The sequence below is a fragment of the Novosphingobium sp. KCTC 2891 genome, from assembly GCF_025938155.1.
Classification (GTDB): Bacteria; Pseudomonadota; Alphaproteobacteria; order Sphingomonadales; family Sphingomonadaceae; genus Novosphingobium.
This window is the reverse complement of sequence record NZ_JAPCZG010000008.1, coordinates 58,706-79,658: the sequence shown is the minus strand read 5'-3', so window position 1 is coordinate 79,658 and position 20,953 is coordinate 58,706. Positions and strand designations below refer to the sequence as shown.

17 protein-coding genes and 1 tRNA gene are annotated in these 20,953 nt (G+C 66.3%); 7 read left to right on the top strand and 11 right to left on the bottom strand.

Features of this window, described 5'->3' with window-relative positions; genetic code table 11:
* Positions 1-47: 47 nt before the first annotated feature.
* A complete protein-coding gene (locus tag OLX02_RS14925; RefSeq protein WP_264424125.1) occupies positions 48-767 on the bottom strand; it encodes a TetR/AcrR family transcriptional regulator in 720 nt (239 codons plus the stop codon).
* A gap of 93 nt (positions 768-860) precedes the next feature.
* Between OLX02_RS14925 and OLX02_RS14920 the strand changes: the two genes are divergently transcribed.
* From OLX02_RS14920 to OLX02_RS14910, 3 genes are all read left to right on the top strand, one after another.
* Positions 861-1,811 carry an oxygenase MpaB family protein gene (locus OLX02_RS14920; RefSeq protein WP_264424123.1) on the top strand — a complete coding sequence of 317 codons (951 nt, stop codon included), beginning with the start codon at positions 861-863 and terminating at the stop codon, positions 1,809-1,811.
* Positions 1,812-1,839: 28 nt separating this feature from the next.
* Complete coding sequence (locus OLX02_RS14915; RefSeq protein WP_264424122.1) at positions 1,840-3,432, top strand: fatty acid--CoA ligase; 1,593 nt, start codon at positions 1,840-1,842, stop codon at positions 3,430-3,432.
* A gap of 88 nt (positions 3,433-3,520) precedes the next feature.
* A complete protein-coding gene (locus OLX02_RS14910) occupies positions 3,521-4,174 on the top strand; it encodes a LuxR C-terminal-related transcriptional regulator (protein WP_264424120.1) in 654 nt (217 codons plus the stop codon).
* Positions 4,175-4,177: 3 nt separating this feature from the next.
* Here OLX02_RS14910 and OLX02_RS14905 read toward each other — a convergent pair whose 3' ends face one another.
* From OLX02_RS14905 to OLX02_RS14895, 3 genes are all read right to left on the bottom strand, one after another.
* Positions 4,178-5,500 (bottom strand): sensor histidine kinase, encoded by a 1,323-nt coding sequence (locus OLX02_RS14905; protein WP_264424355.1) that lies wholly within the window; start codon positions 5,498-5,500, stop codon positions 4,178-4,180.
* A gap of 133 nt (positions 5,501-5,633) precedes the next feature.
* The gene (locus OLX02_RS14900; protein ID WP_264424118.1) at positions 5,634-6,308 is read right to left on the bottom strand and encodes a response regulator transcription factor; all 675 of its coding nucleotides are present in this window, start codon (positions 6,306-6,308) and stop codon (positions 5,634-5,636) included.
* Positions 6,309-6,426: 118 nt separating this feature from the next.
* Entirely contained in the window at positions 6,427-6,735 is a 309-nt protein-coding gene (locus OLX02_RS14895; RefSeq protein WP_264424116.1) for a PepSY domain-containing protein, read from the bottom strand.
* A gap of 155 nt (positions 6,736-6,890) precedes the next feature.
* Here OLX02_RS14895 and OLX02_RS14890 point away from each other — a divergent pair, with 155 nt between their 5' ends.
* On the top strand, positions 6,891-8,675 hold the full coding sequence (locus OLX02_RS14890) for an ABC-F family ATP-binding cassette domain-containing protein (protein WP_264424114.1): 1,785 nt from the start codon (positions 6,891-6,893) through the stop codon (positions 8,673-8,675).
* A 192-nt stretch (positions 8,676-8,867) separates the two neighbouring features.
* Here OLX02_RS14890 and OLX02_RS14885 read toward each other — a convergent pair whose 3' ends face one another.
* The 3 genes from OLX02_RS14885 to OLX02_RS14875 all read right to left on the bottom strand — a co-directional run bounded on the left by OLX02_RS14885 (position 8,868) and on the right by OLX02_RS14875 (position 13,088).
* Positions 8,868-10,682: a DUF885 domain-containing protein gene (locus OLX02_RS14885; RefSeq protein WP_264424112.1), complete on the bottom strand. Its 1,815-nt coding sequence runs from the start codon at positions 10,680-10,682 to the stop codon at positions 8,868-8,870.
* A gap of 26 nt (positions 10,683-10,708) precedes the next feature.
* The gene (locus OLX02_RS14880; protein WP_264424111.1) at positions 10,709-12,520 is read right to left on the bottom strand and encodes a DUF885 domain-containing protein; all 1,812 of its coding nucleotides are present in this window, start codon (positions 12,518-12,520) and stop codon (positions 10,709-10,711) included.
* 94 nt (positions 12,521-12,614) lie between these two features.
* The gene (locus OLX02_RS14875) at positions 12,615-13,088 is read right to left on the bottom strand and encodes a DUF6456 domain-containing protein (protein WP_264424109.1); all 474 of its coding nucleotides are present in this window, start codon (positions 13,086-13,088) and stop codon (positions 12,615-12,617) included.
* Between the two features lie 120 nt (positions 13,089-13,208).
* On the opposite strand from OLX02_RS14875, the gene OLX02_RS14870 reads away from it, so the two are divergent.
* On the top strand, positions 13,209-13,781 hold the full coding sequence (locus OLX02_RS14870; protein ID WP_264424107.1) for a helix-turn-helix domain-containing protein: 573 nt from the start codon (positions 13,209-13,211) through the stop codon (positions 13,779-13,781).
* 28 nt (positions 13,782-13,809) lie between these two features.
* Entirely contained in the window at positions 13,810-14,991 is a 1,182-nt protein-coding gene (locus OLX02_RS14865) for a glycosyltransferase (protein WP_264424106.1), read from the top strand.
* A 58-nt stretch (positions 14,992-15,049) separates the two neighbouring features.
* Here OLX02_RS14865 and secF read toward each other — a convergent pair whose 3' ends face one another.
* The 3 genes from secF to yajC are packed head-to-tail and all read right to left on the bottom strand — an operon-like array spanning position 15,050 to position 18,022.
* A complete protein-coding gene (secF, locus tag OLX02_RS14860) occupies positions 15,050-16,027 on the bottom strand; it encodes a protein translocase subunit SecF (RefSeq protein ID WP_264424104.1) in 978 nt (325 codons plus the stop codon).
* A gap of 15 nt (positions 16,028-16,042) precedes the next feature.
* Complete coding sequence (gene secD, locus OLX02_RS14855; RefSeq protein ID WP_264424102.1) at positions 16,043-17,647, bottom strand: protein translocase subunit SecD; 1,605 nt, start codon at positions 17,645-17,647, stop codon at positions 16,043-16,045.
* A gap of 27 nt (positions 17,648-17,674) precedes the next feature.
* Positions 17,675-18,022: a preprotein translocase subunit YajC gene (yajC, locus tag OLX02_RS14850; RefSeq protein ID WP_264424100.1), complete on the bottom strand. Its 348-nt coding sequence runs from the start codon at positions 18,020-18,022 to the stop codon at positions 17,675-17,677.
* A 218-nt stretch (positions 18,023-18,240) separates the two neighbouring features.
* Here yajC and OLX02_RS14845 point away from each other — a divergent pair.
* Positions 18,241-18,317, top strand: a tRNA-Pro gene (locus OLX02_RS14845).
* A 186-nt stretch (positions 18,318-18,503) separates the two neighbouring features.
* Here the strand turns inward: OLX02_RS14845 and OLX02_RS14840 are convergent.
* The coding region (locus tag OLX02_RS14840) for an Ig-like domain-containing protein (protein ID WP_264424098.1) at positions 18,504-20,953 on the bottom strand (2,450 nt) is incomplete at its 5' end.

Genomic DNA, 20,953 nt, shown 5'->3' with positions numbered 1-20,953 from the left:
TGTTTATCAAACTTGATAACGACCCGGTGGGGATGCCGCAAGCCCGGCTATGCAATCAGGAGACCGGCCAGCAGACGGTGGGCAGCGCGGGCGATGGCATGGCGCCGGCCATCCTCCAGACTGTCCCAGCCGAGGAAGGCGCGGGCCACCGGTTCCTCGCGCGTGAAGGCGGAAAGCGAAGCGAGCAGCATCAGCGCGCCGATCCGCTCATCCTCCCCTGCCCGCGCCTGACCGCGCGCAAGCGCCAGCAGATCGGCGACAAGGCCGATGCCGGGCATCCACAGCTTATCGTAAAGCAAGTCATACCCCGGTCCCTGCTCGCTCATTTCGCGCAGCACGAAATCGGTCGCGAGCCGCTGGTCCGCATCGGCGGTGATCGCCTCCACCAGCGCGGTCAGGATACGCTCCAGCCACGCGCGCGCGTCCTGCGGCGAAAGCGCCCCCTCGTCCGCCGCGGTGCGCGCGGCAGCCACGAGCGGCAGCAGGCGGCGGCGGTGCTGCTCGACGATTTCGTGCGCACAGGCGCGGTGCAGGCCATCCTTGTTGCCGAAGTGATAGGCGATCACGGGAAGCGTCACGCCCGCAGCGGAGGCGATCATCCGCGTGGTCGCACCGGCAAAGCCTTCACGCGCGAAACAGGCCATGCCGGTGCGCAGGATGCGCTGGGCCGTGGTTTCGTTCGCGTGCTCATTCCCTGGGATACCTTCCGCGCCGGAAGCTGTGGCGGCAGCGGCATCGGAAAGGTTTGCAAAAGGCGATTGTGTCATGGGCCGCCCCTATACGGCGGAACGTGTTGCGGGGAAACCTATCACGTGATAATTCACCTATATCACGTGATAGGTATAGACCGGAGAAACCCCTTGGCCCTGCACGATCCCGAGACGAACGAAAACACCATCGCCCCGGCACTCGCCGAGCGGGCGCGCAAGGCCGCTTCCCGCGAATGGAAGGTCGATTTCCGCAACCCGGTGGGAGAACCGTCGCTGATCGCGCCCGATTCGGTGCAGTGGAAGGTGTTCCGCAACATGATCGCGATGGGCGTGGGCGGCGTGGCAGCGGTGCTGCTCGAATTCGCCGACGCGCGAATCCGCAGCGGCGTGTGGGACCATTCGGTCTATCCGATCGACCCCATCGGCCGTTCGCGCCGCACCGGCACGGCGGCGATGGTGGGGGTCTATGGCCCCGCATCGATGGCCCGCAAGGTGATCGGCGCGGTGACCAAGATGCACGCCAAGGTGGGCGGCGAGACGCCCGGTGGGCGCGCGTATCAGGCCCTGGAACCGGAACTGCTCAACTGGGTCCATGCCACCGCCGGTTATGGCTTCATGAAGGCCTATCACACGTTCGTCCGTCCGCTTTCGGAAGCAGACCAGACCCGCTTTTTCGAGGAAGGCCAGACGGTTGGCGCGCTTTACGGCGTGACTCACAGCGCCGCGTCCGAAGCCGACTTCATGGACATGATGAACGCGCTTCTGCCCGATTTCGAGCCGCACCCGATCAACACCGAGTTCCTCGACATCATCGCTTCGGGCAAGGCGGCGCCGGGCACGCCCAAGTTCCTGCACCGGGCGCTGGCGCGCGGTGCGGTCTCCATCCTGCCCCCCGTGGTGCGTGAGCGGCTGGAACTTGGCGCGGAGTGGGACCTCACCACCTTCGACCGCATGGCGCTTCGGACCGCCGGCAAGCTGGCCGATACCTGGCGCGACACGACCTCTCCCGCGTGGCAGGCGGCCGAGCGGCTGGGCCTGCCCGGCAGTTTTGCGTGGTTGCCATACGAACGCCAGCAACGCATCCTCACGGCCAAACGATAAAAGAATCACGGTCCGGGAGACTAGGGGCATGACTGAAACGACGCTCGCGAGCGTTCCGCAGACTATTGCGGAGCGCACCGCGCACTTGCTCACCTTTGATGACTTCATCCGGTTCTGGGCGGAGGACCGGCCAGGCCGCATCGCGCTCGACGGACCGGACGCGGTGCTGACCTATGGTGAGCTGGAAGAGACGACCGCGCGCGCGGTGGGCGCGCTGGCGGCGATGGGCATTGGCAAGGGCGACCGCATCGCCTGGCTGGGCAAGAACTCGGCGCTATACTTCACGCTGTTCTTCGCCGCCGCGCGCGTGGGCGTGGTGATGGTGCCGATCGGCTGGCGGCTCGCCGTGCCCGAAGCCGCGTGGATCGCAGAAAATGCCGAGGCCAAGGCGGTGTTCCTGGGTGACGGGTTCGAGGGGGTGCAGGACACTTTCGCCGCGTTGCCTTCGGTGCTGCGCTGCTTCACCGCCAAGGAAGCGCGCGGCTGGATCAACGCCGCCGGCCGCGCCACCTTCACCCCGGCAGGACCGGAGGACGCGGTGCTGCAGCTCTATACCTCGGGCACCACCGGCAATCCCAAGGGCGCCGTGCTGTCCAACCTCAACCTGTTCGGGCTGCGCAAGCAGACCGTGGGCCAGCAATTGCCGCACCAGATCGTTTCCGACGACGAGGCGATCCTTGTCGCCATGCCCTGCGCGCACATCGGCGGCACCGGGCTGGGCGTGATGGCGCTAGGCGCGGGCCTTCCGGGCATTATCCTGTCGGAGTTCGAGCCGCGCGCCGTGTTCGATGCGGTGGAGCAGAAGGGCGTGACGCGCTTCTTCATCGTGCCCGCGGCGTTGCAGATGCTGCTCAACCACCCGGACTGCGCCAGCACCGACTTCAGCCGCCTGAAATACATCATCTATGGCGCATCGCCGATCCCGCTCGAACTGCTGCGCGAATGCATCGCCATGTTCGATGCCGAGTTCATCCAAGCCTATGGCATGACAGAGACCACCGGCACGATCTGCATGTTGCCGCCGGAAGACCATACGCCCGAAGGCAACCAGCGGATGCGCTCGGCGGGCAAGCCGCTGCCCGGCGTGGAAGTGCGCGTGGTGGGCGATAACGGCGAAACGCTGCCCCCCGGCGCCATCGGCGAGATCCAGACGCGGTCGTCCAACAACATGATCTGTTACTGGAAGCTGCCCGAAGCCACGCGCGCCACGCTGACCGACGATGGCTGGATCGCCACGGGCGACGCCGGCTACATCGACGAAGACGGCTATGTCTACATGCACGACCGCATCAAGGACATGATCATCTCCGGCGGCGAGAACGTCTATCCGGCGCAGGTCGAAAGCGCGATCTACGGCCATCCGGACGTGCTGGAAGTGGCGGTGATCGGCGTGCCCGACCAGACCTGGGGCGAAGCGGTCAAGGCCGTCTGCGTGCCCAAGCCCGGCCACACGATCGATCCGGCCAGCGTGATCGAGTGGACGCGCGAGCGGCTGGCGGGCTTCAAGGTGCCCAAGTCGGTCGATGTGATCGCGGCGCTGCCGCGCAATCCTTCCGGCAAGATCCTGCGCCGTACGCTGCGCGAGCCGTATTGGGCCGGACACGAACGGCAGGTAAACTGACCCGCAGGTAGCCTCCCTCTCCCGCGATCCGGGGATGGCCTGCGCTCGCCCATCGGCGTAGAGCCGGCCAGGAGAGCGGGGAGAGATCATGGACGACAGCCGCCAGGTGCTGGTCATCGAGGACATCGCCCCGCTGAGAGAGGCTCTCGCGGAGCGTGCGGCCGACGTCTTCGGGGTGGCCCGCGCGCACGAGGCCGGCTCGCTCGCGGAAGCGCGCGCGTGGCTGCGCGACCACCGCGAGATCGACCTGCCGCTGATCGCCCTGGTCGACCTTGGCTTGCCCGACGGTTCGGGCGATGCGATCATTTCAGAACTTGCGGGCGATTCCAACGCCACCTGCATCGTCACCACGATCTTCGAGGATGACGGCAACGTGATGCGCGCGCTGGGCGCTGGCGCGCAGGGCTACCTGCTCAAGGGCGACGACATTTCCGCCATCGAGGAGCGGCTGCGCGGGCTGGAGCGCGGTGAAGTGCCGGTCTCCCCGCAGATCGCACGCAAGCTGCTGGAGCGGTTCCGGATCGAGGCGCGCGCGCCGGTCGAGGTGGACGTCGCGATCACCCAGCGCGAAACCGATGTGCTGCGCGCGATCGGGCGCGGGCTGACCATCGCCGAGGCCGCCCACGCGCTGGGCATCGGTGCGCACACCGTGGGAACCCACGTCAAGAACATCTACCGCAAGCTCAACATTGCCAGCCGCGCCGAAGCCGCGATCGAGGCGGCCAAGCGCGGACTGGTGTAAGCGCTACTTCCCCGCCGCGCGCGGCAGCCGGAGCGTGGTGAGCAAACCGCCAAGGTCCTCGCTTTCGCCGAGTTCGACCGATCCGCCATAGAGTTCTGCCACGTCGCGCACGATGGCAAGGCCAAGGCCGGTGCCGGGCTTGCCGGTATCGAGCCGCGCGCCGCGGTCGAAGATGCGTTCGCGTTCGGCTTCCGGGATGCCAAGGCCGTCGTCCTCGACCCAGATATCGCAATACTTGGGATCGGTGGGCGCGGCGTCGATGGTAATGAACACCGAGCCGCCGCCATACTTTGCCGCGTTCTCGATCAGGTTGCCGAGGATCTCGTCCAGATCCTGCCGCTCGATCGCGACCAGCGCATCGCGGTTCCCGTCCATGTCGAGCCGGGATTTGGGATAGAGCCGGGTGACGGCACGCTCCACCGCCTCCGCGCTTTCCCACACCTGCGCACGGGCAAGGCCGGTGGCGCGCCGCCCCACCGCGCGGGCGCGGGCGAGATGGTGATCGACCTGTCGGCGCATCACCGCGGCTTCGCGGATCACGGTATCGGCCAGATCGGGCGCCTTGGCTGTCGCCGCGTTCATCACCACGGTCAGCGGGGTCTTGAGCGCATGGGCGAGATTGCCGGCGTGGGTGCGCGCCTCCTCCGCCTGCCGCTCGGAGTGTTCGAGCAGGCCGTTGAGTTCCTGTACCAGCGGCTGCACTTCCAGCGGCAGCGGCTCGTCCACGCGGCTGGCCCCGCCTTCGCGCATCAGCTGGATGGCGCGGCGCACGCGGCGTAGCGGCGAAAGGCCGTAGTACGTCTGAAGCGACGCCATGCCCGTCAGGCCAAGGCCGAGCACCACGAACGACCACACCAGGATCGAGCGGATGCGACGGATCTGCGCGTCGATTTCGCCCCGGCTGGCGGCGACCGAGAACTGCCACAGCGTGTTGCTGCCCGGCAGAATCACCGAACGTTCGATCACGCGCAGGCGTTCGCCGTCGAACTGGTCGCTGTCATAGATGTGGGGCTGGTTGTCGAAGTGGTCGTTCTTCAGCTTGAGCGTGCGGTCCCACAGCGAGCGCGAGGGGAAATCCTCGTGCCCCTGCCCCGAAATCTGCCAGTAAAGCCCGCTGTTGGGTTCCAGAAAGCGCTGGTCGCCCAAGGGACGGTTGAAGAACACTTCGCCATCCGGGCCGATTTCCGCCGAAGCGACCATCGCGGTCAGCATATAGCCCAGCTGCTCGTCGAAATTGCGCGTGACCAGCCCGGTCAGCGTGCGGTCGAGCGCGATGCCGCCGCCCAGCAGCAGCACCGTGATCCACGCGAAGGCGATGAACAGCATCCGCCGCGCGAGCGAGCCGGTGTGCGGCGCGCGCGGCGGAGCGTTTCCTTCCTGTGGCGTGCTGTCTTTGACCGGGACCTGCACGGGCGGCACGTAACCTTGCGGAAGGACGAAGAGGCTGGACGCGGGCGGCTCAGCCGCGCGGCAGCGCCGGATCGTCGAGGCTGTAGCCAAGGCCGCGGATCGTGGTGATCACGTCCGGACCCAGCTTCTTGCGAATGCGGGTGACGAAGACTTCGATCGTGTTGGAATCGCGGTCGAAATCCTGATCGTAGATATGCTCGATCAGTTCGGTGCGGCTGACCACCTTGCCCTTGTGGTGGAGCAGGTAGGACAGCAGCTTGTATTCCTGCGCGGTCAGCTTGACCGGCTCGCCACCCAGCGTGACGCGGCCAGAGCGGGTGTCGAGCCGCACGTCGCCGGCGGTAAGTTCGGAGCTGGAATTGCCCGAGGCGCGGCGGATCAGCGCGCGAAGGCGGGCGATCAGTTCCTCGGTCTGGAAAGGCTTGGCGAGATAATCGTCGGCGCCGGCATCGAGGCCGGCGACCTTGTCGGACCAGCTGTCACGCGCGGTGAGCACCAGCACCGGAAACTTCCGGCCTTCCTTGCGCCACATACCGAGCACGGTCAGGCCGTCGATTTCGGGCAGGCCCAGATCGAGGATCACGGCATCGTATTCCTCGGTCGAACCGAGGAAGTGGCCATCCTCGCCATCGGTCGAAAGATCGACCGCATAGCCGGTTTGCTCCAGAGTCGACTTGAGCTGCTTGCCGAGGGTGGGTTCATCCTCGACGATCAGGATACGCATTGCGGCTGCCCCTTCTTGCGCTTCGTCCCCGGAAAAGGGGATTTCACGCCAAACGTGTTACAGGGCTAGATGGTCCCAAGAACCTGAACGGTCAAGAAACGGGGCCAAAAGGCGGCGTTCAGCGGGACTCGCCGAGAACCTGCCCGGTGCGCGCATCGACATCGACGAACACCACGCGGCCATCGCGGATGAACTTGAGCCGATAGGCCATCGCGGCCGGATCGTATTCGGGGCCAAGATACTGCATCCCCGGCTTCGAGGGCAGCACGCGCCGCTCGATGTCGCGCAGGCTGCGGACGTTGCCCGCGCGCAAGTCGCGGCGCGCCTCGCCCTGCTCGTCCGCACGCGGTTCGGCGTGGGCCACGAGAGGCACGGCGGCGACATGAAGCGCGGCAAGCGCGCCGACGAGTTTGACGGTCCATCGCATAATGATGGGATGCCTAGCCCCGCCGCATTGAACAAGCTGTGAATATGCCCGTCCGGTGCGGTTCATCCGCAAAGGTGGCAGGAATGCACCACACGGCAAAGCCTGGAGGCCCGGCGGCTGGACGTTCGGCGCGATGCGCGCTAGGCGCTGCGACCATGGCAGCAGCACCAATTCTCAGCTGGGAAGGCCTCGGCCTTGTCCAGGGCACCGGCTGGCTTTTCCGGGATCTCGACATCAACATCGGCCCGCGTGACCGGCTCGCGCTGATCGGGCGCAACGGCGCGGGCAAGACCACGCTGCTCAAGCTGATCGGCGGGCAGATCGATGCCGACAAGGGCACCCGCTCGATCCAGCCGGGAACCAAGGTCGTCACGCTGGAGCAGGACCCGTTCTTCACCGGCTATGACACGCTGCTCGACTTCACGCTGGCGGGCAAGGATGCCCCGCAACGCCACGAAGTGGAAGCGATTGCCGGGCAGCTGGGCATCGACCTGAGCCGCAAGGCCGACAGCGCCAGCGGCGGCGAACGGCGCCGTGCGGCGCTGGCGCGCGCGCTGGCGATGGAACCGGACCTGCTGCTGCTGGACGAGCCGACCAACCATCTCGACCTTGCCGCGATCGACTGGCTCGAATCCTGGCTCCAGCGCTACAATGGCGCCTTCGTGGTCATCAGCCACGACCGTACCTTCCTCGAGCGACTGACCAGGGCAACCTTGTGGCTCGACCGGGGATCGCTCCGCCGCAAGGAAATCGGCTTCGGCGGGTACGAAGCGTGGATGGAACAGGTCTACGCCGAGGAAGCGCGCGCCGCGGACAAGCTCGATGCCAAGCTGAAGATCGAGGCGCACTGGCTGGAACGCGGCGTGACCGCCCGGCGCAAGCGCAACCAGGGCCGGCTGGAGAAGCTGTGGGAAATGCGCGCCCAGCGCGCCGCCATGCTCAGCCCGCAAGGCACGGCCAAGCTCGCCATCGCCAGCGACGATGCCAAGAGCAAAGCGGTGATCGTGGCCGATCACGTCAACAAGTCCTTCGGCGACCGGCAGATCATCAAGGACTTCTCGCTGCGCATCACGCGCAAGGACCGCATCGGCGTGGTGGGTTCCAATGGCGCGGGCAAGACCACGCTGCTGAAGCTGCTGACCGGTGAGATCCAGCCCGACAGCGGCACGGTGACGCTGGCCAAGACGCTGCAAGGCGTGATGATCGACCAGCAGCGCAGCCTGATGGCGCCCGACAAGCGGGTGCGCGACGTGCTGGCCGAAGGCGGAGACTGGATCGACGTGCGCGGGGTGCGCAAGCACATCCAGGGCTATCTCAAGGACTTCCTGTTCGATCCCGGCCTCGTCGAAGCGCGCGTGGGCACGCTATCGGGCGGTGAACGCTCGCGCCTGCTGCTGGCGCGCGAGTTCGCGCGGTTTTCCAACCTGCTGGTGCTGGACGAACCGACCAACGATCTCGATCTCGAAACGCTCGACCTGCTGCAGGAAGTGATCTCGGACTACGACGGCACCGTGCTGATCGTCAGCCACGACCGCGACTTCCTCGACCGCACCGTGACGATCACGCTGGGCCTCGATGGCTCGGGCAAGGTCGATGTGGTCGCGGGCGGCTATGCCGACTGGGAGAAGATGCGCAAAAGCCGCAGCGCCCCGGCAAAACCGACGGCCGCGAAGGCCGAAGCGGCGCCCCCTCCCCCGCCGCCGCCCAAGAAGGGCAAGCTCTCCTACAAGGACCAGCGCGACTACGAGCTGCTGCCCAAGCGGATCGAGGAACTGGACGCGGCGATCGCGCGCGGCGAGGCACAACTGGCCGACGCCGACCTTTACGCAAAGGATCCGAAGAAGTTCGATGCGCTGATGGCCGCGCTGGAAAAGGTGCGCGCCGACAAGGAAGCAGCGGAAGAACGCTGGCTGGAACTGGCGGAAATGGCCGAAGGGTAGGAATATTGCAGGGATTTACCATCCCTGCACCCTGCCTCCGTCTTCCAGCGAAAGCCCGGCGCGTGAGGCACCGACACGCGTCCATAGAGTGACGGCGCCGGAAACGCGCTACGCCGCCGAATTGTTCTCACCCACGCCGGGGATGTGACGGGAGCTCGAGGGCCGCTGGCCCTCGAACCTGCCCCTTCATTTTCAACCCCGAAGCGCGGCCGCCGTCCTTTCGTCGATGCGCTTTTCGAGGATCGATAGCGGCATCGCGCCTTCGCGCAGCACTTCGTGGAAGTGCTTGACGTCGAACTTCGGCCCCAGTGCCTTCTGCGCCTTTTCACGCGCGCGGGTCCAGGCGATGTGGCCCATCTTGTAGCTGCACGCCTGCCCGATCATGGTGCAGTAACGCTCTACCTCGCGCTGGCTGCGCGGGCGGGCGAAGCCGGTGGTGGCGACCATGTAATCGGTCGCCTGCTCACGGCTCCAGCGCTTGGTGTGCAGCCCCGTGTCGATGACGAGGCGCGCGGCGCGGAACAGGAAGGACTGGAGATAGCCCGCCTTCTCGATGCCGTCATAAGCGCCGAGTTCGTCGGCCAGCTGTTCCGAATAGAGCGCCCAGCCTTCGGAATAGGCCGAGAACCCGCCGATCTTCCGAAGCATCGGAATGTCCTTCGACGTCTGCGCGATGGAGATCTGCAGGTGATGGCCCGGCACGCCCTCGTGGTAGGTCAGCGACGGCAGCGAATACTTCGGCCAGTCGCCTACGTCCTTGAGATTGATCCAGTAGATCGCCGGACGCGAGCCATCCAGCGCAGCCCGGTAGTAGTAGCCGTTGGACGCTCCGTCCTGAATCTCCACCGGAACGCGGCGGATTTCGAGCGGCTGGCCCGGCAGGGTGGCGAAGGCGCGCGGCAGCAGGCCGGTCATCCGCGCCACGCCCGCGTTGAGGCTGGCGATGAGCGTGGCGCGCCCTTCGTCGGTGTTCGGGTAGAGCTGGTCCGGCTGGACGTTGAGCGCGGCAAGCCGTTCGCCGACCGTGCCCTTGGTCATCCCCGCAGCCTTGAGCACCGCGTCCAGCTTCGCCGTCAGGTCCGCCACCTGATCGAGGCCGATCCTGTGGACCTCCTCCGGGCTGAACTCCGTGGTCGTCGCCTGCCGCAGCGCGGCGGCATAGATCGCATCGCCATTGGGCAGGCGCCATGCGCCATCGCCCGGCTGCGTCTGGCCGCGCAGCTGCTGCACCAGGGCGATCTGCCGGTCGAGCGCGGGATAGACCGTGCCCGCGACGATCTTTTCCGCGCGCGCCTTCCAATCGCCCGGAATGCCCTTTGCTGCGGCACGGCGCACCAGCGAGCCGACCATGGTGTTCTCGCCTGCGGCCACGGCGCGCAGCTTCTGCATCTGCCCCAGCGTCAGATCGAGCGACCAGCCCGGCGCGACCAGCCCCCTCGCGGCCTGCGCCTTCTGCTCGGCGGTGTCTTCATCCAGCGCCCTGCCCACCAGCGCGAGCCGTGCGAGATAGGCTTCCGCATCGGCAGCCGTCTCGATGGTATGGCGGCTGTCGAGAAAGTCGGGCAGCGAAAAATAGGCGCCGCCCTGCTGGTAGAGCCGGTAGGGGCGCTGAACCGCATCCACCTTGAGCCGTGGCGAGTCGAGCCGGGTTTCAAGCTGGTAGTTGACCACATCCAGATTGAGCAGGCTGGCCGGCGACAGCGCCGCGCGGTCCACCTTGGCCAGATCCGCCAGGGCCTGCCGCGTCTGCGTCACTCCCGCAGAGACCCCTGCTTCGGTGCGGTCGTCGAGCTGCGACTTCATCGCGGCCCAGTCACCCTTGTCCAGCCCCAGCGAGCTGACGCTTTCGGGCGACAGCGCCAGCGTGTCGTTGAAGATGCGGCCGAACAGCCCGTCGAGCGCCAGATCGGCGCCGGACGCGGGTGCAGCAGTGAAGGCCGCCGCCGGACGTGCGATGGTGAGGGCTGCAAGCGCGCTGCTGCCGGCGAGAAACTGCCGTCGTTCCATGATCTTCTTGTTCCTTGGTGGGAGGGTCAGGCCGTGCGCAGGCGTTCGGCGGTGCGCTCCTCGACGCGGGCTTCCATCATCGACAGAGGCATCACGCCTTCCTTCAGGATGTCGTGGAACCACGGCAGGCTGAACTTCGGCCCGAGCGCCGCCTCGGCCTTTTGCCGGGCGCGCACCCACGCGGTGTGGCCGATCTTGTAGCTGCACGCCTGCCCGATCGAGGCGCAATAGCGCTCGACCTCGCGCTGGCTGCGCGGCCGCGCGAAGCCGACGGTCGCGACCATGTAGTCCGTCGCCTTCTCGCGGCTCCATCGGAAATGGTTCAGCCCGGTATCGACCACTAGCCGCGCGGCGCGGAACAGGAACGACTGGAGATATCCCGCCTGTTCGATGCCGTTGTAGCCGCCCAGCTCGTCGGCCAGCTGCTCGGCATAGAGCGCCCAGCCCTCGCCGTAGGCCGACAGGAAATAGTCCTTCAGCATCATCGGCAGCGCGCCGCCCTTGCGGCTGTAGCCACCCTGGAGGTGATGGCCCGGGATGCCCTCGTGATAGGTCAGCGCGGGCAGGGAATATTTCGGCCAGTCGCCGGTGGACTTGAGATTGATCCAGTAGATCGCCGGGCGCGAACCATCGAGCGCGGCGGAGTAGTAATAGCCATTGGGCGCGCCGTCCTGGATCTCGATCGGCACGCGGCGGATTTCGAGCGGTTCGCTGGGAATGTCCGCGAAGGCGCGCGGCAACCTGCCCTGCATCGACGCGACCCCGGCGTTAAGGCCCGCCAACAGCGCGGCGCGGCCCTCGTCGGTATCGGGATAGAGCTGTTCCCCCGCGTGGTTGAGCGCGGTGAGCCGTTCACCCACGGTGCCCTTGGTGTAGCCAGCGCCCTTCAGGATGGCGTCCAGCTTGCCCGAAATGTCCGCGACCTGTTCCAGGCCGATCTTGTGAACTTCCTCGGGCGTCATCGTGGTGGTCGTCGCCTGCGCCAGTGCAGCGGCATAGATCGCATCGCCCTTGGGCAGGCGCCATGCGCCGTCACCGGGGCGCGTAGTACGCCGCAGCCGCTCCATCAGCGCAATCTGGCGATCAAGCGCGGGATAGATCTCGCCGGCCACCAGCTTTGCCGCGCGCGCTTCCCAGTCGCCTGCGATCTGTTTGGCGGCGGCGCGCTTCACCAGCGAGCGGACCATGGCGTTCTGCTCGGGCGCGGGTTGGCGCAGCTTCTTCATCTGGCCGAGCGCGAGATCGATCGACCAGCCCGGCGCGACGAGGCCGCGCGCGGCCTTGCGCCGCTGATCCTCGGTCTGCTCATCCAGCGAAAAGCGGAAGAAGTGAAGCCGCGAGAGATAGGCCTCGGCATCCTCCGCACTCTCGATGGGATGCTGGCTGTCGAGGAAATCTGGAATACCGAAATAGACGCCGTCCTGCTGGGTGATCGGATAGGGCGACTGCACATCGTCCACGCCCAGCGGATCGGCGACGAGTTCCTGCTCGTACTTGTAGGTGGCGATGGCCTTGATCCGCTTGCCCGCATCGCTGAGGCCGGCCGGATCGAACGCACGGATTTCGGACAGCACGCGGCGGTTGAACCCGTCCTGCGCAGCCTTGCCCGCCTCGCTGCCGTCGCTCAGGCGGTACCGCAGCTGCGAGCGAACGCCGCGATCGAGGCCATATCCCGTCGCCTGTTCCGGGTTGAGCAGCAGTTCGTCGTAGAAGATCCGGTCGAGCAGCGCGTTGAGCGCCGCATCGGCGCTGCCCTGCGCGAGCACCCGGCCGGGCCAGCTGAGCCCCCAAGCGGCCACCGCGCCGCCAGCAAGGCCAAGAAATTCGCGTCTTTCCATTATGATGCTCCCCGAACCGGTCGTTGCAAGCGTTACCGCTTGGAAACCGGTTCGGGAAGCGGGCAAATGTCGCCCGTCGATGCCCGTCAGCCGTTCATCGGATGCGGTAGTAATCCGCCACCCGATCAAGAGCGATCCCGAGCACCAGCTTGCCACTGCGCACCGGCCATCCCAGCGCCCGTTCGACAACAGGGAGTCCCTCGCCCGCGCAGACCACGCGCCAGAGAATGTCGGAAAGCCCGTTTCCGGCGGCCGAAATGGCCGAATCGAAACGTCGTCGCGCCGCCAGTTGACGTTCTCCGGCGGTGAGATCGCGGCCCGGATCGCGCGGCAGCCGCACCGGATTCCATTGCATCGTCACCACCGGGGCAAGCTGCGCGCACTCCCAGTCGGCGCGGAGCCGCTCGCCCGCGGCAAACCGCCGGTCATCGAGATGACCACGCGCATGCAGCCACGTCAGCGGAGATTCGGCAATATTTACCTTTACTGTCCGCGACTTGCCCTTCATCATCGAACACTGCAGGGGGCCTTCGGTCGTCAATTCTCGGTCTTCCAGTACCTGAGACATAAATCCTCCCGGTAATTTAGAACACAACACGAACATTCTAAATACTTGCCCGAAGCAGCGCTTTGTAGGAAAGCAGAAAGCGCACGCCCCCGCCGATCACTAGCCGAGAGCAGCCGTGCCATGATCAACCGCATTCGCGACATTCGCCGCCAGAAGGGTCTGACACTGGCCGACGTAGCCGCCCGCTGCGATCCGCCGACCACCGCGCAGACCATCGGCCGTCTGGAGACGGGGATGCGCTCGCTTTCGCTCGCCTGGATGAATCGCATCGCCAGCGCGCTCGATGTCGATCCGCAATTGCTGGTCGGCGCCGAAACCGACCGGCCGACAGCGATGATCGCACGGCTGGGCCTGCAGGGCGCGGAAGCACTGGCGCGCCCGATGGAGGCGGTGTTCCCGCTCGCGCCCGATGGCGACAGCCCGGTGGTGGTCCTCAGCGTCGAAGCGAGCGTCGGCGAATACCGCGCAGGGGATCAGGTGTGGCTGCGCCAGTGCGGCCCCGAGGACTTCGCCCGGTCGCTCAACCGCGATGTGCTGGTGCCGCGCCCCGCCGGCCGTTTCGCCTTCGGCCGCATGATCGACCACGACAACGGACGCATCGCGCTGCTCCCGCCGGGGATCGGCCAGCGACAGGTGGTGATCGACCAGCCCGCATGGCTGGGCGTGGCCGAAATGCTGGTCCGCCGACTGTGAGCCTCCGTTTCCGGACCCAAGACCCGCGGTGACCCGGCGCCTGCTGTCCATTGCGACGCTCTACCCTGCCCCCCAGCGCCCCGGCTTCGGCCGGTTCGTTTCCCGGCAGATGGAAGCGCTGGCCGCGCGCGGCGACTGGGACGTGACCGTGGTCAATCCCATCGGCCTGCCGCCCCTGCCGCTCAAGCGCTATGCCAAGCTGATGGCGATCCCGCCGGTCGAACAGGCCGGCAGCGTCACTGTCCACCATCCGCGCTTCACGCTGATCCCCGGCCTCAGCGGACGGTTCAACCCGGCGCTGATCACCCGCGCGATCCTGCCGCTGGTCCGCCGCCTCCACGCTGCGCAGCCGTTCGACATGGTCGATGCGCAATTCTTCTATCCCGATGGCCCGGCCGCCGCGCGGATCGCCGGTGCGCTGGGCCTGCCCTTTGCGATGAAGGCGCGCGGGTCCGACATTCACTATTGGGGAGAGCGTGCCTCGGCTTTGCGGCAAATGCGCGACGCATCGGCAAGCGCCTCGGCCGTTCTTTCGGTGTCGGCGGCGCTGGGGCGGGACATGGCCGTGCTCGGCCTCGAAACCGGGCACCTGCAGGTCCACTACACCGGGCTGGACCGCCAGCGCTTCCGCCCCCTGCCCCGCGCGGAAGCCCGCCAAAGCGTGGCCAGTCTTGGCATTGCAACGGATGGCCCACTGGTGGTCAGCGTCGGCGCACTGGTCCCGGTCAAGGGACTGGACCTGGCGATCCGCGCCATGGCGCACCTGCCGGCAGCCGTGCGCCTCGTCATCGTGGGAGAAGGCTCGCAGGATCAGGCACTGCGCGCGCTGGCAGAGAGTTGCGGCGTTGCCGCAAAGGTCCGGTTCCTCGGCAACGTGGGGCACGATGTCCTGCCGGCGCTGCTGAGCGCTGCGGATGCCATGGTGCTGCCGTCGGAGCGCGAAGGTCTGGCCAATGCCTGGATCGAGGCACTCGCCTGCGGCACGCCGGTGGTGATTCCCGACATCGGCGGCGCGCGCGAAGTGGTGCGCAATCCGGCCGCCGGACGGCTGGTGGAGCGTGATCCGGCCGCGATCGCTCGGGGCCTTGAGGACGTGATTGCGGCCCGCACGCCGCAGGATAAAATTGCCGCCTGCGCCGCGAATTTCAGCTGGGAGGAGAATGCGGCCCGGCTGGCGGAAATCTATGAAAGCGTGGTCGCGGCGCGATAAAGCGCCCTGCAGGAAACGGGCGGCCTCATGACGCACCCGCTTCCTGTTGTCGGACGTGTCAGGCGCCTTCGCGCGCCAGACGCTCCTGCTTTTCCAGCGCGGTTTCCGTGGGCACGAAGCTCTTCGGGTTGACCTTCAGCCAGATCAGGATCGGCGCGGCCATGTAGATCGAGCTGTAGGTGCCGACGAAAATGCCCAGCGTGATCGCTGCGGTGAAGCCGAAGATCACGTCCGGCCCGAACAGCAGCAGCGCGACCAGCGTGATGAGCATCGACAGCGAGGTCACGATCGTGCGCGCCAGCGTCTCGTTCACCGAAAGGTCGAGCAGTTCCGGCATCGGCATCTTGCGATACTTTTTCAGGTTCTCGCGGATGCGGTCGTAAACAACGATGGTGTCGTTCAGCGAATAGCCGATCAGGGTGAGCAGCGCGGCTACGATGTTGAGGTCGAACTCCATCTGCGTCAGCGAGAACATCCCCATCGTCAGCGTCACGTCGTGGACGAGGCTGAGCAGTGCGCCGATGCCGAACTGCCATTCGAACCGCAGCCAGATATAGGCCGCCACCGCCAGCGCCGCGAAGCCGAGCGCCTTAAAGGCGTCCCAGCCCAGTTCCTTGGAAACCTTGCCCGAAACCGAATCGACGCCGTCGATACGTGCGTCGGCGTGGTTCTTCTTCACGTCCGCGGTAATGGTGCGGGCCATCTTGTCCGACAGCGAAGCATCGTGGTCCGATCCTTCGGGCAGCTTCATGCGGATCGAGATCTCGTTCGGCTTGCCGTAGCGCTGGATGATCGGCTCACCATAACCGAGCTTCGCCACTTCGCTGCGCAGCTGCGCCACGGGGGCTTCGGCGCTGCGCTCGAACGTCACGCGGATCATCTGGCCGCCGACGAAATCGACGCCCAGGTTGAGCCCGCGCGTGGCTACAAGGCCGATCGAGGCCAGCATGAGCACCAGGCTGACGACGTAGAATGGCACCCGCCACTTCAGGAAGTGGATGTTGGTGTGATCGGGAACGAGTTTGAGGAGCTTCATGTCCTTCGTCTCCTCTTACAGGTTCAGGTCGGCCGGGCGCGCGCGGCGAAGCCACTGCGCAACCCACAGGCGGGTCAGGGTCACGGCGGTGAACACCGAGGTGGCGATACCGATCATCAGCACGACAGCGAAGCCCTTCACCGGGCCGGAGCCGAAGGCGAACATCAGCACGGCCGCGATCACGTTGGTGATGTTGGCGTCGAAGATGGCGCGGCTGGCCTCCTTGTAGCCCATCTCCACTGCGGCGACGACGCGCCGCCCGCGGTGCCGCTCCTCGCGGATGCGTTCGTTGATCAGCACGTTGGCATCGACCGCGGCGCCGATGGTCAGCACGAAGCCGGCGATACCGGGCAGCGTCAGCGTGGTGCCGACAATGCCCATGATGCCCAGGATCATCAGCACGTTGATGACCAGCGCGGCACAGGCATAGACGCCGAAGCGGCCGTAGGTGACGAGAATGAACACCGCCAGCGCCAGCGTGCCGACGCCCATCGCGATCATGCCCTTGCGGATCGAATCCGCGCCGAGGTCCGGACCGACGGTGCGTTCCTCAACCACCTTAAGATCGACCGGCAGCGCACCCGAACGCAGCGAGATGGCGAGCTGGTTGGCGGTTTCGGTGGTGAAGCGGCCCGAAATCACGGCGCTACCGCCCAGAATCGGCTCGTTGATGTTGGGCGCCGACAGAACCTTGCCATCGAGGATGATCGCGAAGGGCTTGTTGACGTTCTGCGTGGTCAGCTTGGCGAACTTCGCGCCGCCTTCGGTGTTGAAGGTAATGCTGACGACGGGTTCGTTGGTCTGCTGGTTGTTCGTCTGCTGCGCATTGGTCAGCTGGTCGCCGCGAATGCCGCCCAGACGCTTGACAGCGATGGCGGGCGCAGTGCCCTCACGCGCATCGGCGTAAGGCACGATCTCGCTGCCCGGAGGCGCGATGCCGCGCGCCACGTCGGACGGAAGCGCCGTGGTATCGACCAGCTTGAATTCGAGCTTGGCCGTCTGGCCCAGCAGGTTCTTCAGCGCCTGCGGGTCCTGAAGGCCCGGCACCTGCACCACGATGCGGTTGGCGCCCTGGCGGATGATCGTCGGCTCCTTGGTGCCCAGCGCGTCGATGCGCTTGCGCACGACTTCCACGGCAGTGTCCATCGCCTGGCTTACCGCCTGGTCGATGCCTTCCTGGGTGGGCGTCAGGACGAAGCGGTTGCCGTCGGAGACGGTGATCGCCCAGTCACGCTTGCCGGTCATGCCCGCGCCGTTGGTCAGCGGCAGGATCGCCTCGCGCACTGCATCAACCTTGGTCACGTCCTCCACAAGGAAGGTCAGCGCGCCGCCGCGGTTGGAAATGTCGCTGATGCGGATCGGATCCGAGAGCGACTTCAGCTTGCCGCGCACGCTTTCGTCCATACCCTCGATGCGCTGCTGGCGCACCTGCGAGGGATCGGCTTCGAGCAGGATGTGGCTGCCGCCGGCAAGGTCGAGGCCTAGATTGATCTTCGGCTGCGGCAGCGCGGCGGGCAGGCTGATGCCCATCGTGGCGGTAAGCGAGGGCACTGCGGCCAGGGCGCAGACCAGCGTCAGCAACCACAGCCACAGAACTTTCCAGCGCGGGAATTCGAGCATGGGAACCGGGTCTTCCTGCCGGAGGGATCAGTCGTTGGCGGCGGCCGCGCCGCCCGGGGGAACGATGTCGCCGATGGTCGACTTCACCGCCTTGACGCGCACGTTGGGCGCAAGTTCCAGATCGACGGTGTTTTCATCCACCTTGATCACCTTGGCCAGCAGCCCGCCGGCGGTGACGACCTGGTCACCCTTCTGCAGGGCCGACAGCTTGGTCTGGTGATCCTTCTGCCGACGCATCTGCGGGCGCAGGATCAGGAAGTAGAACACACCGGCCATCGCCACGAGGGGCAGGAACTGGAGGTAGGCGGGCGGTTCGGTAGCAGCGGCGACAGGCGCGGCTGCGGAAAGAAGGCTGAGCATGGCGGGACCGTTCATGGGATCGGTGGAAACTCTTTTCAACGGTGCGCGAAGCCGACGCGCGGCTGCGCAACCTGAGGGAATAGTGGGCTGGGCGACTAGCAGCCTTGCCGCATCAAGGCAATCGAAGCGCCGCCCAAGCGCCGGAAATGTCCGTAACGACGTTCTCTGGCAGCAAATCGACGCCAAGGCCCTTGCCATGCCTGAAAGTGGTGCCTATAGGCGCCGCTTCCGGTCGGGACGTAGCGCAGCCTGGTAGCGCATCACACTGGGGGTGTGGGGGTCGGAGGTTCGAATCCTCTCGTCCCGACCAATTTTCCGAATACAGACCAAGCCCATCCCCTCCCCATCGCCAACGCGGCGAATGGGAGGCTGCCGGGTGTATTTCGTGCTTCGGGCGCAATACTGCTGCCCTGCGCCGACCGACAGGGACATGCCAACGCGGATCCCGGCACGGCATCTCCCCTGCGAGGACATTTCCACGCAGGGGCGCCGCTCGCTACAGCAGGAAATCGGCTGCGGCGAGTTGGTGATGGCCGATGAGGTCGATCACGAAATCCGCGGCCAGGCCATTGCCCTGCCCGATGCGGTCAACATTGCCCGAGATCAGCGTATGCTCCTGCCCGGCGGAATCGACGACGTACTGGTAGCGGATCTGGCCAGCGGCAGTGAATGCATTGCCGGCACCATTCCATGGGCTGGTAACGAACGCGAAGGCATCATCCCGTCCGCCCAGGACGGCGTCGATGCCGCGCAGGTCGATGACATCGCGCTGACCTGCGGGGAACAATGCTGCCTCATGGAAATCGGTGATCGTATCGTTTGCGGCGCCGGCGGGCGCACCGGGGTTCCTGGCATCGTTCAACGAGGCGTAGACAAATATATCCGCCCCTCGCCCACCCGTCAGGGTGTTTACGGAGTTGCTGGCGCCCAGCGTGTCGTTCCCGCTGCCGCCGATCACGTTCTCGACCGATAAGGCAAAGAACTGCCCCAGTCCCGACCCGATCGCTAATCCGCCGCCAAGGCGAACGTTCAGAGGCGAGCCAAGCGAGGACAGATCCAACGTATCCGTGCCGCCTCCGCCCACCACCATGTGGCCTGCGAAAGAACTGCCGCCGGCGATGGCGAAAACGTCGTTGCCATTCCCGCCGATGACGATCCGGTTGTTCGTGCCGAACACGATGGTCTCGGCTCCAGACGTCCCGTGCACCACGGCTTGCAGCGGATTGCCGACAATCGGTGCCTGCGGCACGACCGTCACCGACGCTTGCGGCAAAGATGCGGTGTGATTGCCCGCAACGTCATAGGCGACCGCAACCAAGGCGTGCGTGCCGGCACCCAGCACGGTCTCGAAGCTCCAGTTGCCGTTCACCACGGACGCCGCGCCAAGATCGGTCACTCCGTCGAACACGTGCACGCTGGCCAAGGCAAGATTATCCGCCGCAGTGCCGCCCAGCGAGATCCGGCCATCGCTGGTGATCCCGTCGGTCGAAGACGATCCGGTATCGATCAGCAGATGCTGGAAGCTGGTGGCAACCGTCGGCGCGGTGGCGTCCACCGTGATGTCCTGGGCCGCGTCCACCGAGGTGCTGTTCCCGGCCAGATCGACCGCCACGGCGGAAAGATGATGCGTCCCCGCCAGCAAGGTTCCGCTGAAGCTCCAGCCACCGTCCAGCACCGTTGCCGCGCCAAGATCGGTCGTTCCATCGAACACGTGCACGCCAACGGCCGTGAGGTTGTCGGAGACGGCGCCGGCCAGCGTGAAACGGCCATCGTTCGTGATGAAGTCGCTCGGCGATGCGCCGGCATCGTTGGTCAGGACTTCGCTCACCACGGTAAGCGAGGGCGCCGCAACATCGACCACGATCGCCGGCTGCGCGGCGGTGCTGGCAGTTTGCCCGCCGGAATCGGTAGCGACAGCGGTGAGCACGTGCGTGCCGGGCGCCAGTTCCGCGCTGAACGTCCAGTTGGTGCCCACCAGCGTGGCGGCGCCAAGATCGGTGGTGCCATCGAGGATATGGACGCTGGCGACCGACACGTCATCGGAGGCCGTCCCCGTGAGTGTCACGTGTCCGTCGCGGGTGACAAGGTCTTGCGCAGACGCGCCCGTGTCGCTGGCCAGCTCGAGGCTGCCGATAGCGACCAGCGGCGCCCGGTCATCGGGAATGGCGAGCAGGTCCGGGTCGATTACCTTGGCGGTGGCAAGATCCCAGCCGAATTCGTAGCGGTCTCCGGGGCTGCCGTCCGGATTCTGTTCGGTCGTCACCAGCCCGATGCGGCTGTAACCGAAGGAAACCGAGGTCGACAAGGCGCCGTCACCGCCCCCGGTGCCGCTGTTCACCGAACTGACCAGCACGTCATTGAGCGTCAGGTCGAACACCGTGCTTGGGGTAGCGCCCCCGCTCACGCCCTCGATCTCGACGGCAGCGATATGCTTGCCGGCCGCACTGCTGGCCAGAAGCGCGGTCAGCGCGGTGGTGCCGGCTAGCGCGATGTTCAGATCGCTGAATTCGGCCTTCCCGGCACCCGCCCCGCCGAACAGGCTGGCGGTGTTGTTCGCTCCCAGTTGGTAAGACGAGACCTCGAACCAGCCCTTGTGGTCCTTGCTGACGGAATCCCCGGCGATGCCGTCGATCTTGATGTAATAAGTGACGGGATCAGGAACCTCGCCCGCGAACGTGTTGGTCGGCGCGGTGAGCGTGGCCGGATCGATCGCCTTGTTGGCGGCAATGTCCCAGCCGAACGATTGCTGCGCGCCAAGGCTGCCGTCCGCGTTCTGGCTGGTGGTGACAAGGCCGATCCGGCTGTAGCCGAACGAGGCCTGGATCGATGATTCGCCTCCGGCGCTGTCGCCACTGCTCACCGAACTGACAGCCACATCGTTGAGCGTCAGGTCGAACACGGTGCGCGGCGTGGCGCCGCCGCTGACACCCTCGATCTCGACCGCAG

Bases quoted from the DNA above. Each gene is read 5' to 3' on its own strand.
- OLX02_RS14925 (WP_264424125.1), bottom strand. From the start codon at position 767: ATGACACAATCGCCTTTTGCAAACCTTTCCGATGCCGCTGCCGCCACA.
- OLX02_RS14915 (WP_264424122.1), top strand. From the start codon at position 1,840: ATGACTGAAACGACGCTCGCGAGCGTTCCGCAGACTATTGCGGAGCGC.
- OLX02_RS14910 (WP_264424120.1), top strand. From the start codon at position 3,521: ATGGACGACAGCCGCCAGGTGCTGGTCATCGAGGACATCGCCCCGCTG.
- OLX02_RS14905 (WP_264424355.1), bottom strand. From the start codon at position 5,500: ATGCTGTTCATCGCCTTCGCGTGGATCACGGTGCTGCTGCTGGGCGGC.
- OLX02_RS14900 (WP_264424118.1), bottom strand. From the start codon at position 6,308: ATGCGTATCCTGATCGTCGAGGATGAACCCACCCTCGGCAAGCAGCTC.
- OLX02_RS14895 (WP_264424116.1), bottom strand. From the start codon at position 6,735: ATGCGATGGACCGTCAAACTCGTCGGCGCGCTTGCCGCGCTTCATGTC.
- OLX02_RS14890 (WP_264424114.1), top strand. From the start codon at position 6,891: ATGGCAGCAGCACCAATTCTCAGCTGGGAAGGCCTCGGCCTTGTCCAG.
- OLX02_RS14885 (WP_264424112.1), bottom strand. From the start codon at position 10,682: ATGGAACGACGGCAGTTTCTCGCCGGCAGCAGCGCGCTTGCAGCCCTC.
- OLX02_RS14880 (WP_264424111.1), bottom strand. From the start codon at position 12,520: ATGGAAAGACGCGAATTTCTTGGCCTTGCTGGCGGCGCGGTGGCCGCT.
- OLX02_RS14875 (WP_264424109.1), bottom strand. From the start codon at position 13,088: ATGTCTCAGGTACTGGAAGACCGAGAATTGACGACCGAAGGCCCCCTG.
- OLX02_RS14870 (WP_264424107.1), top strand. From the start codon at position 13,209: ATGATCAACCGCATTCGCGACATTCGCCGCCAGAAGGGTCTGACACTG.
- secF (WP_264424104.1), bottom strand. From the start codon at position 16,027: ATGAAGCTCCTCAAACTCGTTCCCGATCACACCAACATCCACTTCCTG.
- secD (WP_264424102.1), bottom strand. From the start codon at position 17,647: ATGCTCGAATTCCCGCGCTGGAAAGTTCTGTGGCTGTGGTTGCTGACG.
- yajC (WP_264424100.1), bottom strand. From the start codon at position 18,022: ATGAACGGTCCCGCCATGCTCAGCCTTCTTTCCGCAGCCGCGCCTGTC.